This is a genomic window from Geodermatophilus sp. CPCC 205761, assembly GCF_051383655.1.
GTDB lineage: Bacteria > Actinomycetota > Actinomycetes > Mycobacteriales > Geodermatophilaceae > Geodermatophilus.
This window is the reverse complement of record NZ_JALPKQ010000008.1, coordinates 83,358-99,637: the sequence shown is the minus strand read 5'-3', so window position 1 is coordinate 99,637 and position 16,280 is coordinate 83,358. Positions and strand designations below refer to the sequence as shown.

Here is a 16,280-nt window from a genome sequence, read left to right as displayed (position 1 = left end):
GAGGAACCATGTCCGTGTCCGACAAGACCGCGCTCGTCACCGGAGCCGGCTCCACCCGCGGCATCGGCCGCGCCACCGCCCACACCCTGGCCGCCGCAGGCTGGAACGTCGCCATCCTCGATCTGGACGAGGCCAGCGCGAAGGACGCCGCCCACGAGATCGAGGAACGGCACGGCGTGCAGGCCCTCGGCATCGGCTGCGACATCACCGACGAGACCTCCGTGGAGAACGCGCTGGCCGTCCTCGCCGACTCCCTGCCGCCGGTCGGCGCACTGGTCAACAACGCCGGCATCACCTCGCCGACCCCGTTCCTCGAGGTCACCGGCGCGGAGTGGGACCGCATCTTCGCCGTCAACGTGCGGGGCGCGTTCAACGTCACCCGGCGCATCGCGCCCGGCATGGCCGAGCGCGGCTTCGGCCGCATCGTGTTCCTGTCGTCGGTCTCGGCCGAGCGGGGCGGCGGGGTCTTCGGCGGGGTGGCCTACTCCGCGGCGAAGGCCGCCGAGCTGGGCTTCACCCGGGCGCTGGCCCGCGAGCTCGGACCCGACGGCGTGACGGTGAACGCGGTCGCCCCCGGGCTGATCGACACCGACATCACCGGCGGGGCCCTCGAGGGTGAGCGCAAGGCGCAGCTCGTCGCCGGCATCCCCGTGGGCCGCAACGGCAGCGTCGCCGACGTCGCGGACCTCATCACCTACCTGTGCCGGGAGGAGTCCGGCTACATCACCGGCGCCACCTACGACGTCAACGGCGGCGCGCACATCCACTGACCCGCCGCCGCGGCCCGGACCGGCTGCCCCCGCAAGGGGGTGGCCGGTCCGGGCCCGTCGGCGGTCAGTCGACGCGGACGGTGCCGAGCCGGCTGACCATCGCCGGGTCGCGGTGGTCGAAGAAGGCGCTGGTGCCGGTGTCCATCGCGGCGATGCGGGCCATCTCGTCATCGGTGAGCCGGAAGTCGAAGACGTCGATGTTCTCGGCCATGCGCTCGGCGCGGACGGACTTCGGGATGGCCACGACGTCGCGCTGGACCAGCCAGCGCAGGACGACCTGGGCGACGGACCTGCCGTGCGCGGCTCCGATCTGGCTGAGCACCGGGTCCGCGAACAGGTTGTTGCGGCCCTCGGCGAAGCCGCCCCAGGACTGGAGCTGGACGCCGCGCTCCCGCATCAGCTCCTGGTCGGCGGTGCGCTGGAAGAACGGGTGGGTCTCGATCTGGTCGACCGCGGGGGTGACCTCGTTGTGCTCGATGAGGTCCACCAGCCGGTCGGGGTGGAAGTTGGCGACGCCGATGGCCCGGCTCAGGCCCTCGCGGTGGAGCTCCTGCATGGCGCGCCACTCGCTGTAGTAGTCCCCGAACGGCTGGTGGATCAGGTACAGGTCGACGTGGTCGAGGTCCAGTCGCTGCAGCGACCTCTCGAACGCGCGGCGGGTGTTGTCCTCGCCGGCGTCCTGGATCCACAGCTTGGTGGTGACGAACAGCTCCTCGCGGGGGAGGCCGCTGGCCTTGATGGCCCGGCCGACGGCCTCCTCGTTGCCGTAGGCGGCGGCGGTGTCGAGCAGGCGGTAGCCGGCGGCGAGGGCCTCGGTGACGGCCTGCTCGGTCTGCTCGGGCGGGATCTGGTAGACGCCGAAGCCGAGGATCGGCATCTGGACGCCGTTGTTCAGGGTGACTGTCTGCATGACGTGTCCTTCTGGTCGGTCGGATGGATGGGGTTCGAGAGGGGGCCGTCGCGACGCCCGCCATCGTCTTTTCGGAGTACTGCGCCCGCCTGGAGCCTCGAGGGCCTCAGCTGCCCGGGGATCGGAGCTCCACGACGGTGATCTCGGGGCGGGCTCCGATGCGCATCGGTGGGCCCCAGTAGCCGGCGCCGCGGGTGACGTAGAGCTGGGTGTCCCCGAACCGGCTCAGCCCCTCGATGGCGGGCTGGTCCAGCCCGATCACGTAGTCGAAGGGCCACAGCTGACCGCCGTGGGTGTGTCCGGACAGCTGCAGGTCCACGCCGGCCGCGGCGGCCTGCGTCACCTGCACGGGCTGGTGGGCGAGCAGGACCACGGGGGTGGCGTCGTCCCGGCCGTCGAGGGCGGCGTCGAGGTCAGCGCCGTGGCCGGGCAGGCCGGAGGCGGCCGCCGTGCGGTCGTCGATGCCGGCGAGGTCGAAGGTCGCGCCGCCGCGGGTGATCGGCACGCGCTCGTTGCGGAGCACGTCGACGCCGAGGGTGGGCAGGTGCCGCAGCCAGGCGCGGGTGTCGACGAAGTACTCGTGGTTGCCGGTCACGAAGTAGACGCCCTGCTCGCTGACCAGGTCGGCCAGCGGGGCCACGTCCTCGCGGAGGTCGTCGACCTCGCCGTCGACCAGGTCACCGACGACGGCGACGACGTCGGGGCGCTGGGCGTTGACCAGGTCGACCAGTCGCTCGAAGCGCCGTCCGCCGAAGGTGCGGGACAGGTGGCCGTCGGAGAAGGTGACGATCCGGAAGCCGTCGAGCGCGCGGTCCAGGCCGCGCAGCGTGACCGGCACCCGGTGGACGACGGGCGCGGCGTCGGCGGAGTACGCCCCGGTGCCGGCGGTGGCCAGGGCCGCGACGCCGGCCGTGGCCGCCAGGCTGCGGGCGAGGAACAGCCGCCGCGACGGGTCGGGGACGTCGGGCTCGGCCGGGGCCGCACCGCGGTCGGGTGCCGGCCCTCCCTCACCCGGAGCCGCACCATCCGCCGCAGGCGGAACGGTCGGCACGAGGTCCCGTGCCGGCTCCGGGGCGTCGGCCGCCGGTGCGCGGCGACGTTCCAGCAGCCCGATCCCCAGCCGCACCGGCTCGAGGACCAGGAGGGCGACGAAGAGGTAGAGCGCGATGCCCAGCCAGCTGTAGGCGACCCAGTCCAGCGCGGTGGCCACGCCGGCCGGCACGAAGCGGCTGACGAGGTCGGCGATCCCGGGCAGGACGGCCAGGACGGCGACTCCCGCGACGAACAGGACGGTCAGCCGGCGCCGGGTGCGGCCGGGCAGCGTGGTCGAGCGCACCAGCCGCCACCAGAAGTAGCCCGGCAGCAGGACCAGCGCGGCGAGCGCGACCAGCAGGAACAGGACGAACGTGACGGACAGCGGAGCTCCCGGGACGAGGGCCGGCGGTGGGCGTGTGCGGGCGACAAGGACTCAGATGGGGGATCCCGCGCCGTGCAGTGCGGCGGGGCGGAGGCGGCGGACGAGCAGCCAGGTGGCCGCCGCCAGGGCCAGCGGGACGGCGGCGACGGTCAGCACGTCGCGGACCAGCGGCAGCGCGGCGCCGGCGAGGGCACCGGTGGTGACCAGGGCGATGGACCAGACCAGAGCCGCCGGCGCCGTGCCGCGCAGCATCGTCGCGAGCGGGACACCGGCGGATGCGGCGAGGCGGGGGGCGAGCGTGCGCGCGCCGACGACGAACTGGGCCGTCGCCGCGGCCCGCACCGGCCGGCGTCCGACGGCCTCGCGCCACGGCGTGGTGGTCCGGTCGAGCAGGCGCGTGACCCGCGCCGGTAGGCGGCGGCCGAGGAGGCCGCCGGCCACCAGCGGTCCGCCGTCCGGCCGGCGGCGGACCGCGCGGTGCCCGAGTGCGGCACCGAGCACGGTGGCGGCGGCGACGACGAGCGCGACGAGCGGCAGCGACACCACGCCGACCCCGCCGAGCACGCCCAGCCCGAGGACCAGCGACCCGGCCGGCAGGACGACGCCGATCAGCAATCCGGCCTCGAGGACCAGCACCAGCGCGACCGTCGCCGGTGCCGCGACGGCGCACATGCGGAGCAGGGTGTCGATGTCCACGTCAGCTCCTCTCAGGTCGGGTCGGACGGGAGACGGCGGAACGGGGACCTGCTCGTCGGCCGGGCACCGGCCTCCGCGTTCTCGGCACACCTGCCAGGGAACCCGTCCGCAGCCGGTCGTGGCAGGACCTGCTGATCCACGTACTGGCAGACCACCCCTCAGCGGTGGCGGCCGACCTAGCCTCGATGCCGTGAGCGACCGCAACCGTCCCGAGGTCCGGGACTTCCTCGCCTCCCGCCGGGCCCGGATCAGCCCGCAGCAGGCCGGCCTGACCACCTTCGGCCACCGCCGCGTGCCCGGGCTGCGCCGCGAGGAGGTCGCCACCCTCGCCGGCGTCTCGGCCGAGTACTACGCCCGCCTCGAGCGCGGCAACCTCACCGGCACCTCGGACAGCGTGCTCGACGCCGTCGCTCGTGCCCTGCAGCTCGACGAGGCCGAGCGGGCGCACCTGTTCGACCTGGCTCGTGCGGCCAACGCCTCCCCGGCGAGCCGGGTGCGGCGGCCGGCGCCGCAGCGCATCCGCCCCGGCGTGCAGCAACTGCTCGACGCCATGACCGGCGTGGCGGCCGTCGTCGGCAACGGGCGGGGCGACACCCTCGCCGCCAACCGGCTCGGCCGCGCACTCTTCGCGCCGGTGTTCGACGGCCCAGCCCGCGGCAACGGCGCCCGGTTCACCTTCCTCGATCCGCGCTCGGTCGACTTCTACCCCGACTGGGAGCAGGGCGCGCACTCGATCGTGGCCGCCCTCCGCGGCGAGGCCGGCCGCAACCCCGACAAGGGCCTCACCGACCTCATCGGCGAACTGGCCACCCACAGCGACACCTTCCGCACGCTCTGGGCCGCCCACGACGTGCGACTGCACCGGACCGGCACCAAGCGCATCCACCACCCTGTCGTCGGCGACATGACCCTCGCCTACGAGGTGATGGCGCTCACCGCCGACGACGGACTCGCCCTGAACGCCTTCACCGCCGAGCCGGGCTCTGCCTCCGCGGATGCGCTGGGCCTCCTCGCCAGCTGGGCCGCGACGCTCGACCGGCCGACCACGGACACCGAGCGCGCCCGCGAGCACCACAACGGCTGACCGCGCGGGTCCGGCGCTCCTGCGGAGGGTCAGGAACTCCGGGCTGCGGACTCGGGCTGCACCCGGCCCGGCGTCGCCGCCCAGCTGGCGAGGAGCGCCAGCTTCTCCGCGGACTCGGAACCCGGCTCGGCGGTGTACACGGTCAGGGTGAGCCCCGGGTCGGCCGGGAGTTCCGTCGCGTTGAAGCCGACGGTGAGGTCGCCGACCACCGGGTGGCGGAAACGCTTGGTCCCGGTGTGGTGCAGCCGGACGTCGTGGGCCGCCCAGCGGGTGCCGAACGCGTCGCTGCGGGTGGCCAGTTCGCCGACGAGGTCGGTCAGCGCCCGGTTGTAGGGGTCGCGGCCGGCCTCGGTGCGGAGGATCGCGACGGTCGTGTCGGCGGCCTCCTCCCAGTCCGGGTAGAGGTCCCGGGCGCTGCGGTCGAGGAAGCAGTAGCGGGCGAGGTTCACCGGCTCCGCGGCGCCCTCGTAGAGCGGCGTGTAGAAGGAGCGCCCGAGCGGGTTGATCGCCACGATGTCGAGCCGGCTGTTGCGGACGAACGCCGCAGCCCCGGTCATCGCGTCGAGCAGGTGCTGGACGCTGGGCCGCACCTGCTGGGTCCGGGCCCGGCGGCGGGGCTCCCGCGTGGCGCCGGCCCGGGCGGCGCGGGCGAGGTCGAGCAGGTGCGCCCACTCCGCGTCGTCGAGCTGCAGGGCGCGCGCGATGGCCTCGAGCACGCTGTCGGAGGCGCCGCGCAGGTTCCCCTTCTCCAGCCGGGTGTAGTAGTCGGTGCTCAGCCCGGCGAGCTGCGCGACCTCCTCGCGACGGAGCCCGGGAACGCGACGGCGCTGACCGTAGAGCGGCACCCCGGCCTGGTCCGGCGTGAGCTTGGCGCGGCGCGTGCTGAGGAACTCGCGCACCTCGGTCCGGTTGTCCACGCGATCCACGCTACGGCGCGGCGCACGGCGCAGGGGGGTTCTGTCAGGACCCGGATGACCCGGCCCTGCCACGCGCGCGCGAACAGGGGTTCCCTCGGATGTGCCGGTGCAGGGCCTCACGACGTGGCCGCACCGGACAGACGCCAGAACTGTCACCCGACGACGAAGGACGCGTGTGCCCTCTCCGAGCACCCCTGTGACCGCCTCGAGGCCGGCCTCGCCGGCCGTCGGCCGTGCCCTGGCCGTCGTCCTGAGCCTGCTGACCGTGTTCGGGCCGATCTCGATGGACCTCTACCTGCCCGTCCTGCCGGCGCTGACCGACGAGCTGCGGTCGGCGACCTCGACCGCGCAGCTGACCATCACCGCCTGCCTGCTCGGGCTGGCGGCCGGGCAGCTCGTCGCCGGCCCGCTGTCGGACCGGTTGGGCCGCCGCCGCCCGCTGCTGATCGGCGTCGTCGCCTACGTCGCCGTCTCGCTGCTGTGCGCCGCCAGCCCGACCGTCGAGACGCTCGTCGCCGCGCGCTTCGTCCAGGGCCTCGCGGGCGGGGTGGGCGTGGTCATCGCCCAGGCGGCCGGCCGGGACCTGTACTCCGGCGGCCGGCTGCTGCGCTACTACGGCCGGCTGACCGTCCTCGGCGGGCTCGCCGCCATCGTCGGCCCGGTGATCGGCGGCCAGCTGGCGTCGGTCACCGACTGGCGCGGGATCTTCGTCTTCCTCGCCGCGGTCGGCGCCGCGATCCTCCTGGCCTGCCTGCTCGTCTTCCGCGAGACGCTGCCCGCCGAGCGGCGCGTCAGCGGCGGGCTGGCGCAGACCGGCCGGGACATGCGCCGGCTGCTGGCCGACCGGGTGTTCCTCGGTGCCGTCCTGGTCACCGGCTTCGTCAACGCTGCCCTGTTCGCCTACCTGTCCGGGGCCACCTTCGTGCTGCAGGGCGTCTACGGGCTGTCGCCCCAGGGCTACTCGCTCGCGTTCGGGCTGAACTCCCTGGGCTTCATGGTCTTCGGCTTCCTCGCCGGGCGGATCTCGGAGCTCTGGTCGGAGAGCGGCACGCTGCTCGCCGGGATCGCGATGTGCGGAGCCGGCGCCGTCGGCCTGGTCGCCACCGCGGCGCTGCACCTCCCGCTGATCGTCGTGATCGTGTCGCTGGTCACGATGGTCAGTGGCGTGGCCGTGACGACCCCGCCGGCGACGTCGATGGCGCTGGCCGACCACCCCGACATCGCCGGCACCGCCTCGTCCTTCCTCGGCGTCGCCCGCTTCGCGTTCGGCGGTCTGGCCGCGCCCCTGGTGGGTCTCGGCGCCGGCGTCACCCCGCTGGCCGTGGTCACCCTCACCGCCGCCGCCCTCGGCGCTCTCGCCTATGCCGGAACCGTCCACCGCCCCGCCCGGGCGACGACGCCCGCCGTCGACGTCGATCCCGGCCTGACGCTGGTGAGCCGGTGAGGCACCGCCGCCGGCGGCCGACCGTCGTCGCCGCCGTCACGGCCCTGGCCGCGCTGGCCACGGCGGGCTGCGCGATCGTCGAGGGGCCGTCCCCCGCAGCGGTCGGCACCACGACGAACGGATCCACCGGCCACACCTCCCGGTCCGACATCGCAGCACTCCAGGAGGAACCCATGAGGATCCGGCTGACCATCGCGGATCGGCAGGCCACCGCCACGCTGGAGGACAACCCGGCCGCACGGGACCTGCTGTCCATGCTGCCGGTGACCATCCCGATGGGCGACCTGTTCGGCCGGGAGAAGCCCGGCCCGCTGCCGCGGGCGCTGGCCGGGGACGTCGAGCCGGTCTTCCGCTACCGGGTCGGCCAGGTGGCGTACTGGCCCCCCAATCACGACATCTTCGTCGTCTACGCAGGTGAGGGCCTACCGGTCCCCGGCCCGGGACTCGTCCCGCTCGGCACCGTCGACGACGGCCTGGACGTCGTCGCCGACGCCGGCGACGACTTCGAACTGACCATCACCGCCCTCGACTGAGCCGCCACCCGTGGCGGACGAGGAGTCGGCGAACACCGGCCGGTCGACGGGGCCTCCCCGATGGGCCGTCGCCGAGCAGGCCGTCCACAGCAGCTGACCCGTACCGCAACCGAGAGGAACACCCACCATGCGAGGAGCAGTTCTCCACGCCCCCGGCGACATCCGCGTCGAGCAGCGCCCCGACCCGACGATCGAGCAGCCCACCGACGCGGTCATCCGGCTGGCCGCCACCTGCGTGTGCGGCTCGGACCTGTGGCCCTACCGCGGCATCGAGTCCGTGGACGGCCCGGCGCCGATGGGCCACGAGTACGTCGGCGTCGTCGAGGCGGTCGGCAGCGACGTCACCACGATCACGCCCGGCCAGTTCGTCGTCGGCTCCTTCTTCGCCTCCGACAACACCTGCGAGATCTGCCGGGCCGGCTACCAGTCCCGCTGCGTGCACGCCGAGCTGGTCGGCGCGCTGGGCACCCAGGCCGAGTACGCCCGGATCCCGCTGGCCGACGGCACCCTCGTCGCCACCCCCGAGCTGCCGTCCGACGACCTGGTCCCGAGCCTGCTGGCCGCCTCGGACGTGCTCGGCACCGGCTGGTTCGGCGCCGTCGCCGCCGACGTGCGGCCCGGCACGACCGTCGCCGTCGTCGGCGACGGTGCCGTCGGCCTGCTCGGTGTCCTGGCGGCACAGCAGCTCGGTGCCGAGCGGATCATCGCGATGAGCCGGCACGAGTCCCGGCAGAAGCTCGCGCTGGAGTTCGGCGCCACCGACATCGTCGCCGAGCGCGGCGACGACGGCGTCGCGGCCATCAGGGAGCTCACCGGCGGGCTGGGCGCGCACTCGGTGATCGAGGCCGTCGGCACCCAGGAGGCGATGATGCAGGCCATCCGCGCCACCCGCCCCGGCGGGCACGTCGGCTACGTCGGCGTCTCCCACGACGTGGCGCTGCCCGGCGACGAGCTGTTCTTCTCCGGCGTGCACCTGCACGGCGGACCCGCCCCGGTGCGCCGCTTCCTGCCCGAGCTGATCGACCTGATCTGCACCCGCGAGATCGACCCCGGCAAGGTCTTCGACCTCACCCTGCCGCTGGACCAGGCCGCCGAGGGCTACCGGGCGATGGACGAGCGGCGCGCGATCAAGACGCTGCTCACCGTCTGATCGCCGCAGAGGAGTTCACAGTGGAACTGCAGCCCGTCCGCCCCACGGTCACGACGCCGGCGTCGAACGTCACCGGCGACGTCTACATGACGCCGATCCACGTCGGCGCCGAGCCGTCGCGGATGACCGTCGCGCTGGTGCGGTTCACCCCCGGCGCCCGTACCAACTGGCACCGCCACGCCGTCGGCCAGACCCTGCACGTCACCGAGGGCGTCGGCCTGGTCGGCACCCGCGACGGCACGGTGCTGCGCATCCGGGCCGGCGACACCGTCGTCTGCCCGCCCGACGAGGAGCACTGGCACGGCGCCGCCGGCGACAGCTTCATGGCCCACCTGGCCATGCTGGAGAACCTGCCCGGCGGCGGTGACCCCACCACCTGGCTCGAGCCGGTCCCGGACGAGCGGTACCGGATCGCCGACCAGCGCTGACCGCTCGGGAACGCCCCGGCGGTCATCCCCGGGGCGTTCCCGCCCGGCAGACCCGCAGCGCAGCGGAGGTCGCCGTCTTCGAGCCCACCCGTGCCTGACGATCCCCGCCCGGAGGGAACCACCCCCATGGCGCCGCCGCGGTCCCCGGTCGTCGGGTTCGTCGGGGCGGCCTGCTCGCTGGCCGCGGTGTTCGCCGCCTCCGGCAGCCCGATCCCGCTGTACGAGACCTACCGCCGCGCCGACGGACTGACCACCGGCGACCTGGCGCTCACCGCGGTCGCCTACTTCGCCGGCGCGATGCTGGCCCTCCTCTCGCTCGGCCGGCTCTCCGACCACCTGGGCCGCCGACCGGTCACCCTGGCCGCGCTGGCCCTGTCCGCGGCCGGCTGCCTCGTCCTGGTCGAGGTCCACGGCGCCGGCACCCTGGTCACCGGTCGGGTGCTGCAGGGCCTGGCCTGCGGCCTGGCCTCCAGCGCCGTCGCCGCCTACGCCGTCGACACCGCCCCGACCCGACCCCGCTGGCTGGCCGCCGCGACCACCGCCGGCGCGCCGATGATCGGCCTCACCGTCGGCGCGCTGGCTTCCGGCGCCCTCGCCGAGTACGGGCCGGCCCCGCGGACCCTGGTCTACCTCCTGGCCGCCGGCCTGCTCGCCGGCTGCGCCGTGCTGGTCGCCGTCGCCCCGGAGACCGTCGCCGGCACCCCCGGGGCTGCCGCATCCCTGCGCCCGCAGGTGCGCATCCCCCCGGGCGCCCGCCGCTTCCTGCCCGTCGCCGGCGCGACCTTCCTCGCCACCTGGGCGCTCGGCGGCTTCTACCAGGCCTTCGGGCCCACCGTGGCCGCCGATCAGCTGGGCACGGCCAACGCCCTGGTCGCCGCCGCGGTGTTCGCCTCGCTGATGGCACCCAGCGCCGTCGGCGGACCGCTCGCCGGCCGGCTGACCCCCGCGACCGCCCAGCGCGTCGGCATGGTCGTCCACCTGCTGGCCGTGGCGGTCGTCCTCACCTCGCTGCGGCTGGGCACCGTGCTGCTCTTCCTGGTCGCCAGCGCCGTCGCCGGCGCCGCGCAGGGCGCGACCATGACCGGCAGCATGCGCGCCCTGCTCGCGCACACCGGGCCGGCCGACCGAGCGGGCCTGCTCGCCGCCGTCTACCTCATCTCCTACGGCGGCGCCGCCATCCCCGGCCTCATCGCCGGCCGGCTGTCCGCCAACCTCGACCTGTTCTCCATCGCCGTCGGCTACGGCATCCTCACGGCGCTGGCCTGCGTCGTCACCCTCGCCGCGGCCCGGAACCCCGCGCCGCGGCCCGCACGCGACGTCGGTCCCATCGAACCCGCGGGAGGGTGAGGCCCTTCTCCGGCGGAGTCCCCGGGGCCCTGGACGGTGGACCACTTTCGCGTTAGCGTGACCAACGTGAAACGGGCGTACCGCCAGACGTCCCGCGCGGAGACCACGAGGCGCACCCGAGAGCGGATCCTCGACGCCACCGACGAGCTCTTCCAGGGCGAGGCGGGCGCGGCGTTCACCCTCGAACAGGTCGCCGCGGGCGCCGACACGACGGTCATGACGGTGCTGCGGCACTTCGGCAGCCGCGACGGCCTGCTCGCGGCCGGCGCCGATCGCTTCCGCGGTCGCCTGCAGGCCGACCGCGACCTCGTCCCGACCGGTGACCTGGACGCCATCACCCGCTACCTCGACGAGCACTACGAGCAGACCGGCCGGGGTCACCTGCGGCTGTATCCGCTGGAGGAGACCCATCCGCCGATCGGGTCCCTGCTCGCGCACGGCCGCGAGTTGCACCGCCGCTGGGTGGTCCGCGTGCTGGCGCCGCACCTCGACGGCCTCGACGGCGAGGACCTGACGCGCCGGACGGCCCTGCTCGTCGTCGCCACCGATCTGCTCACCTGGCGGCTGTTGCGGCTGGAGCAGGGCCTCGACCGCCCGGCCTACCGCGCCGCCGTCCTCGACCTGCTCTGTGTACTGCGTCCGGCGGACCCGCCGCCGGGCTGATCGAAGGGGTCGCCATGAGCACCGTCCTCTGCCTCACCAGTCCCGCCCGCGGCCATCTGTTCCCCGTGGTCCCGGTCCTGCTCGAGCTGCAGCGGCGTGGTTCCGACGTCGCCGTCCGCACGCTCGGGCGGCACGTCGCGCATCTCACCGACCTGGGACTGCGCGCCGCGCCGCTCGACCCGGCGACCGAGGCGCTGGTGCACGACGACTGGCGGGAGAAGAGCCCCATGCGCTCGCAGGCCCGGGCGATGGACACCTTCGCCCGCCGCGCCCCGCTCGAGGCGGCCGACCTGCGCGCTGCGATCGCCACGGAGCAGCCGGACCTGCTGCTGGTCGACAGCATGGCCTTCGGTGCGGTGGCCGCGGCGGAGGCGTCCGGCCTGCCGTGGGCGACGTGGCTGCCCTACCCGGCCTGGCTGCGTCGCCCCGGGGTGCCGCCGTTCGGCCCCGGCCTCCCTCCTGCGCCCGGTCCCCTCGGCCGGCTCCGGGACGCCCTGGTCGCCAAGGCGGGCACCGGGCCCGAGCGGCGGCTGACGGCGGCCGTCAACGTCGGCCGGTCCGCCGCCGGGCTCCCTCCGGTCGGGCACGCCGACGACGTCCTGCTGCGCCCACCGCTGGCCCTCTCGCTCACCGCCGAGCCGTTCGAGTACCCGGGCGGCTGGCCGGCGTCCTTCCGCCTTGTGGGCCCGATGTGGTGGGAGCCGCCGATGCCCGAGCCGGCCTGGCTGGCCGCGGACGATCGTCCGGTCGTGCTGGTCAGCACCTCGTCGGAGTTCCAGGACGACGGCGCGCTGGCCCGGGTCGCGGTGTCCGCGCTGGCAGGTCGCGAGGACGTGCTGGTCGTCGTCACGCTCCCCGCCGACCAGCAGCGAGGCGATGACCTGGCGGGGAGCGGTGTCCGGGTCGAGCGCTTCGTCCCGCACAGCGCCGTGCTCCCTCGGGCGTCGGTGGTGGTCTGCCACGCCGGTGCGGGCATCACCCTCAAGGCGCTGGCCCACGGTGTCCCGGTGTGCGCGGTGCCGTTCGGTCGCGACCAGCTGGAGGTGGCCCGGCGGGTGGAGCGCAGCGGGGCCGGCACCCGGCTGCCGCGGCGCCGGCTGAACCCCGAGCGGCTGCGGGCGGCGGTGGCCGACGCCGAGGGCAGGCGGACCCGCGCCCAGGAGGTGGGCCGGGCCCTGCGCGCTGCCGGCGGGGCGCCGGCGGCGGCCGACGCGCTGGAGTCACTCCTGGCCTCCGCGGCGCCCGCGGGCCGGTCGGCGTAGCCGTCACCGTCCCGCGCGGGAGGGAGGCAGCCATGCGGGTGGCCGTCGTGGGAGCCGGCCCGGCCGGTCTGCTGATGGGAAGTGCCCTGGCGAGCCGCGGTCACGAGGTCGTCGCGGTGGAGCGCGACTCCGGGCCGCCACGGCAGGGCGTCTGGGCGCGGCGCGGGGTGATGCAGTTCCACCACGCGCACGGCTTCCGGCCGCAGGTGGGGCAGGTGCTGCAGGAGGAGTGGCCGGCGGCGTTCGCGGCGTGGACGGCGCTCGGTGCCGAGCCGATCACCTTCGACGTCCCCGGTGTCGGGCCGGTGCCCGGCGGCCACCGGTCCCGGCGGGACACGTTCGAACGTGCTCTGCGGGCGACGTCTGACGGCGTGGCGGGCGTCGCGGTCCGGCAGGGACACGTGGACGGCGTGGTGTCCCGGGGTGGACGGGTCCGCGGGATCGTCGTCGACGGCCGCCCGCTCGACGCCGACCTCGTGGTCGACGCCTCCGGCCGGTCGGGGCGGGCGGCCGACGACGTGCGCGCCCCCTCGAGGGTGGGCGGTCCCTGCGGGATGGCCTATGTCGACCGTCAGTACCGCCTCCGCGACGGCGCCGATCCTGGTCCGATGGCCAACCCGCTGTTCTGGCGGGCCGACTTCGACGGGTACCAGGCCATCGTCTTCCTGCACGAGCGTGGCCACTTCTCGGTGGTCCTGGTGGCCGACGGCCGATGCGGCCCTGAAGGGGCTGCGTCACGCGGCCGCGTTCGACGCTGCGTGTTCGGCCATCCCCGGGCTGGCCGAGTGGACCGACCCGGCGCGCGCACGACCGGTGACCCCGGTGCTCCCCGGTGGCGCGCTCCACAACGTCTACCGAGGGCAGCGGGGGACCGGAGGCGGATCCGGGCTGCCCGGCCTGGTGAGCGTCGGGGATGCGGTGGCGACCACCACCCCGACGGTCGGTCGTGGCCTTGCCATGGCCTTCCCCCAGTGCTCCCGGTTGCTGGCTCTCCTGGACGCCGAGGCCGATCCGGCGCTGGTGGGGGAGCCGTTCGACGCCTGGTGCGAGGACAACACGCTGCCGTGGGTCCGTGACCACATCCGGGTGGACGGAGACCAGATCCGCCGCTGGCAGGGCGGCGACGTCGACCTCACCCGGCCGCTGCCCTCGGACCTGATCCTGGCCGCGGCCCGGGTCGACCGCCGGATCGATCGGGCGGCCCCCGGTTACCTGGGCATGGTCGACCTGCCCTCCTGCCTGGATCCGGTGGAGCCCCTCGCGCGCGCCGTCTACGAGTCCGGCTGGCGCCCCACGCCCGATCCGGGTCCCACCCGCGACGAACTGGTCGGCCTCATCGAAGCCGCCGTCGACCGGGGCGGGCGGATCGCCGCAGACGGGTGGTGACCCCGCTGCTGGGCTCCCCGGGGCCGGATGGCCATGCGGCGGATGCGGCTGAACCGCTCGGGTGCCGCCCTGACCCTCACCCGCAGGGGCCACCGCGCCGAAGCCGCCCGCCACCGCGGTCGCAGCGACCCGCAGGGAGCCGTGCGTCGCGGGTGCTTTCGTTCACTGGACGGTCGGGCCTCGACGGTTCGCTCAGCCGCCTATCTCCGAGACCCTCTCCTTGGGATGCTGCCGTGCGAGGGGAATGGTTAGGCAGTCGGTGGTGAGGGACAACCGATGGACAGCCCGCGGAGCGCGGAGCGGCTGGCGGTGCTGGCTCGCCTCCTGCAGGCCGAGCAGGACGTCGCCGCGATGCTGAAGCTCGTCGTCGACGCGGCCCTGCGGGAGCTGCCCGGAGCTGACCACGTCAGCGTCACGGTCCGGGGCTTCGACGGCGCACCGTCCCGGGTGTGCACCGACGTGGTGGCAGGCGAGCTGGATCAGCTGCAGTACGACACCGGCGCGGGGCCGTGCCTGGCCGCGGTCTCCGAACACGAGGTCGTGCGCGTCGACGACCTGGCCGCAGATCCTCGCTGGCCGGACTTCGGCACCCAGGCGGTGCGGCGCGGCGTCGCCTCGGTGCTGTCCGTTCCGCTGTTCGTCGAGTCCGGTGGCCTGGGTGCGTTGAACCTGTACGCGGCCGCACCCTCCGCCTTCCCCCCGGAGGCAGTACGGGCCGGTGGGCTGTTGGGGACGCACGTGGCGGTCGCGCTGGTGGCTGCACGGACGGCGGCCGGGCTGCGTACGGCCCTCGCGAACCGCGACACGATCGGTCAGGCCAAGGGCATCCTGATGGAGCGGAACAGGATCACCGCCTCGCGCGCGTTCGAGCTGCTCGTCGATGCCTCCCAGCGCAGCAACCGCAAGCTGCGGGAGGTGGCCGAGCAGCTCGCGCTCACCGGTGACCTCACCCGGCTCGGCGTGGTCGACGTCGGCCCGGGAGCACGGCAGAAGAGTCCGGGGCGCCGACCGGCCTGACGTGTCGGCCCTGTGCGGGCGCGGGCTGCAGCGGGGCGCCTGACACTTGCTGCCCGGCCGGACGACCGTCGACGCTGACGCAGGAACTGCCGCCGGACCAGGCCGCGTCGGGCCGCATGCCGCACTGACTGTGCGGGGGCACCGCACGGGGGGACGATGCTGGGGGAGGTAAGACGGTGGGCGCCGAGGACGCGGCGCCGGGAGAGCCCCCATGCAGACGATCTTCGAGAGCGATGACCTGGACGCCACCCAGGCCTACCTGAGCGGCGCCTACTCCGCGATGCGGCTGAGCGGCACCGGCAGCCGTTCACGTGCGCGCATCGACAGCTCGAGCGTGGGGTCGGTCGGCTTGGCTCGGATCGACTTCGGCTTCGACATGGACTACACGGTCGAGCCGACCGGCCTGATCACCATCGGCCATCTGCGCTCGGGCACCATCCCGAGGCACGTGACCGGGGGGAGCGAGTACAGCTGCGGCCCCGGCGATCTGCTGGTCTTCGCCGCCCCGGACCAGCCCTGCGCCGGACGGCACAGCCGGCTCGCCTACGACCTCGTCTCCCTGGATCCGACACTGCTGGCCCGCGTGGCCGCCGCCGCCCCCGACCACCGCCCGGTACCGGTGCGGCTGCTCGGCCACCGCCCCGTCGGCCCGGTCGCCACCCGGCACCTGCAGGACACCCTCGCGTTCCTCCGCGACCACGTGCTGGCCGAGCCCGAGCTGCGCGACGCTCCGCTGATCGCTGCCAACGCCGGCCAACTGCTCGCCGCCGCCGTCCTGACCGCGTTCCCGAACACCGCGCTGACCGATCCGACCGCCACCGACCGCTGCGACGCGACTCCCGGGGCGCTGCGCCGAGCCGTCGCCTTCATCGACGAGAACGCGCACCGCGACATCAGCGTCGCCGACATCGCGGCCGCCGCCCACGTCACCATCCGTGCGCTGCAGTACGCCTTCGCCCGCCACCACGGCACGACCCCCACCGGCTACCTGCGGCAGGCCCGGCTCGCCCACGCCCACCAGCACCTGGTCGACGTCGACCCGAGCGGTCCCGACACCGTCACCGCCATCGCGGCCCGCTGGGGTTTCGCCCACGCCGGGCGCTTCGCGGCCCTGTACCGCCAGACCTACGGCCGGACGCCCCGGCAGACGCTCCGCGGCCGATAGCCGACGGGCGGTCCCGCGCGGTCCGCGAGGCCGTCCCGACCGACCGCCGGCACCGGTGCGGCACACTGCCCAGGTGAGCGCGACGCGCCCG

The 16,280-nt window shown here is 74.9% G+C and carries 17 protein-coding genes; 13 read left to right on the top strand and 4 right to left on the bottom strand.

From position 1 onward, the window contains the following. The first annotated feature begins 8 nt into the window (after positions 1-8). Positions 9-770: an SDR family NAD(P)-dependent oxidoreductase gene (locus tag MY526_RS07025; RefSeq protein ID WP_436692290.1), complete on the top strand. Its 762-nt coding sequence runs from the start codon at positions 9-11 to the stop codon at positions 768-770. 64 nt (positions 771-834) lie between these two features. Here the strand turns inward: MY526_RS07025 and MY526_RS07020 are convergent, their stop codons facing one another. From MY526_RS07020 to MY526_RS07010, 3 genes are all read right to left on the bottom strand, one after another. Further along, positions 835-1,680, bottom strand: coding sequence for an aldo/keto reductase (locus tag MY526_RS07020; protein WP_436703559.1), 846 nt, complete (start codon positions 1,678-1,680; stop codon positions 835-837). A gap of 106 nt (positions 1,681-1,786) precedes the next feature. Then, entirely contained in the window at positions 1,787-3,016 is a 1,230-nt protein-coding gene (locus MY526_RS07015) for a metallophosphoesterase (protein ID WP_436692288.1), read from the bottom strand. Between the two features lie 132 nt (positions 3,017-3,148). After that, positions 3,149-3,793, bottom strand: coding sequence for a hypothetical protein (locus MY526_RS07010; protein WP_436703558.1), 645 nt, complete (start codon positions 3,791-3,793; stop codon positions 3,149-3,151). A 190-nt stretch (positions 3,794-3,983) separates the two neighbouring features. Here MY526_RS07010 and MY526_RS07005 point away from each other — a divergent pair, with 190 nt between their 5' ends. Further along, the gene (locus MY526_RS07005) at positions 3,984-4,877 is read left to right on the top strand and encodes a helix-turn-helix transcriptional regulator (RefSeq protein WP_436692286.1); all 894 of its coding nucleotides are present in this window, start codon (positions 3,984-3,986) and stop codon (positions 4,875-4,877) included. 29 nt (positions 4,878-4,906) lie between these two features. On the opposite strand, the gene MY526_RS07000 is transcribed toward MY526_RS07005, so the two are convergent. Then, on the bottom strand, positions 4,907-5,794 hold the full coding sequence (locus MY526_RS07000; RefSeq protein ID WP_436692285.1) for a helix-turn-helix domain-containing protein: 888 nt from the start codon (positions 5,792-5,794) through the stop codon (positions 4,907-4,909). A 196-nt stretch (positions 5,795-5,990) separates the two neighbouring features. Between MY526_RS07000 and MY526_RS06995 the strand changes: the two genes are divergently transcribed. The 11 genes from MY526_RS06995 (at position 5,991) to MY526_RS06945 (ending at position 16,189) form a co-directional block, all read left to right on the top strand. Beyond that, positions 5,991-7,238, top strand: a complete 1,248-nt coding sequence (locus tag MY526_RS06995) for a multidrug effflux MFS transporter (RefSeq protein WP_436692284.1) — start codon at positions 5,991-5,993, stop codon at positions 7,236-7,238. Then, complete coding sequence (locus MY526_RS06990; protein ID WP_436692283.1) at positions 7,235-7,771, top strand: cyclophilin-like fold protein; 537 nt, start codon at positions 7,235-7,237, stop codon at positions 7,769-7,771. Before MY526_RS06995 ends, MY526_RS06990 begins: the two co-directional genes overlap by 4 nt. 127 nt (positions 7,772-7,898) lie before the next feature. Further along, the gene (locus MY526_RS06985) at positions 7,899-8,921 is read left to right on the top strand and encodes a zinc-dependent alcohol dehydrogenase family protein (protein ID WP_436692282.1); all 1,023 of its coding nucleotides are present in this window, start codon (positions 7,899-7,901) and stop codon (positions 8,919-8,921) included. 20 nt (positions 8,922-8,941) lie between these two features. Further along, entirely contained in the window at positions 8,942-9,349 is a 408-nt protein-coding gene (locus tag MY526_RS06980; RefSeq protein WP_436692281.1) for a (R)-mandelonitrile lyase, read from the top strand. Positions 9,350-9,475: 126 nt separating this feature from the next. Further along, positions 9,476-10,696 (top strand): MFS transporter, encoded by a 1,221-nt coding sequence (locus MY526_RS06975; RefSeq protein ID WP_436692280.1) that lies wholly within the window; start codon positions 9,476-9,478, stop codon positions 10,694-10,696. Positions 10,697-10,762: 66 nt separating this feature from the next. After that, on the top strand, positions 10,763-11,359 hold the full coding sequence (locus MY526_RS06970; RefSeq protein ID WP_436692279.1) for a TetR/AcrR family transcriptional regulator: 597 nt from the start codon (positions 10,763-10,765) through the stop codon (positions 11,357-11,359). A 14-nt stretch (positions 11,360-11,373) separates the two neighbouring features. Beyond that, positions 11,374-12,621, top strand: a complete 1,248-nt coding sequence (locus MY526_RS06965; protein ID WP_436703557.1) for a glycosyltransferase — start codon at positions 11,374-11,376, stop codon at positions 12,619-12,621. 32 nt (positions 12,622-12,653) lie between these two features. Next, complete coding sequence (locus MY526_RS06960; RefSeq protein ID WP_436703555.1) at positions 12,654-13,697, top strand: FAD-dependent oxidoreductase; 1,044 nt, start codon at positions 12,654-12,656, stop codon at positions 13,695-13,697. Next, the gene (locus MY526_RS06955; RefSeq protein WP_436703579.1) at positions 13,579-14,007 is read left to right on the top strand and encodes a hypothetical protein; all 429 of its coding nucleotides are present in this window, start codon (positions 13,579-13,581) and stop codon (positions 14,005-14,007) included. Before MY526_RS06960 ends, MY526_RS06955 begins: the two co-directional genes overlap by 119 nt. Positions 14,008-14,283: 276 nt before the next feature. Then, positions 14,284-15,024, top strand: a complete 741-nt coding sequence (locus MY526_RS06950; RefSeq protein WP_436692276.1) for a GAF and ANTAR domain-containing protein — start codon at positions 14,284-14,286, stop codon at positions 15,022-15,024. 211 nt (positions 15,025-15,235) lie between these two features. Next, a complete protein-coding gene (locus tag MY526_RS06945) occupies positions 15,236-16,189 on the top strand; it encodes an AraC family transcriptional regulator (RefSeq protein ID WP_436692275.1) in 954 nt (317 codons plus the stop codon). Positions 16,190-16,280: the final 91 nt, after the last annotated feature.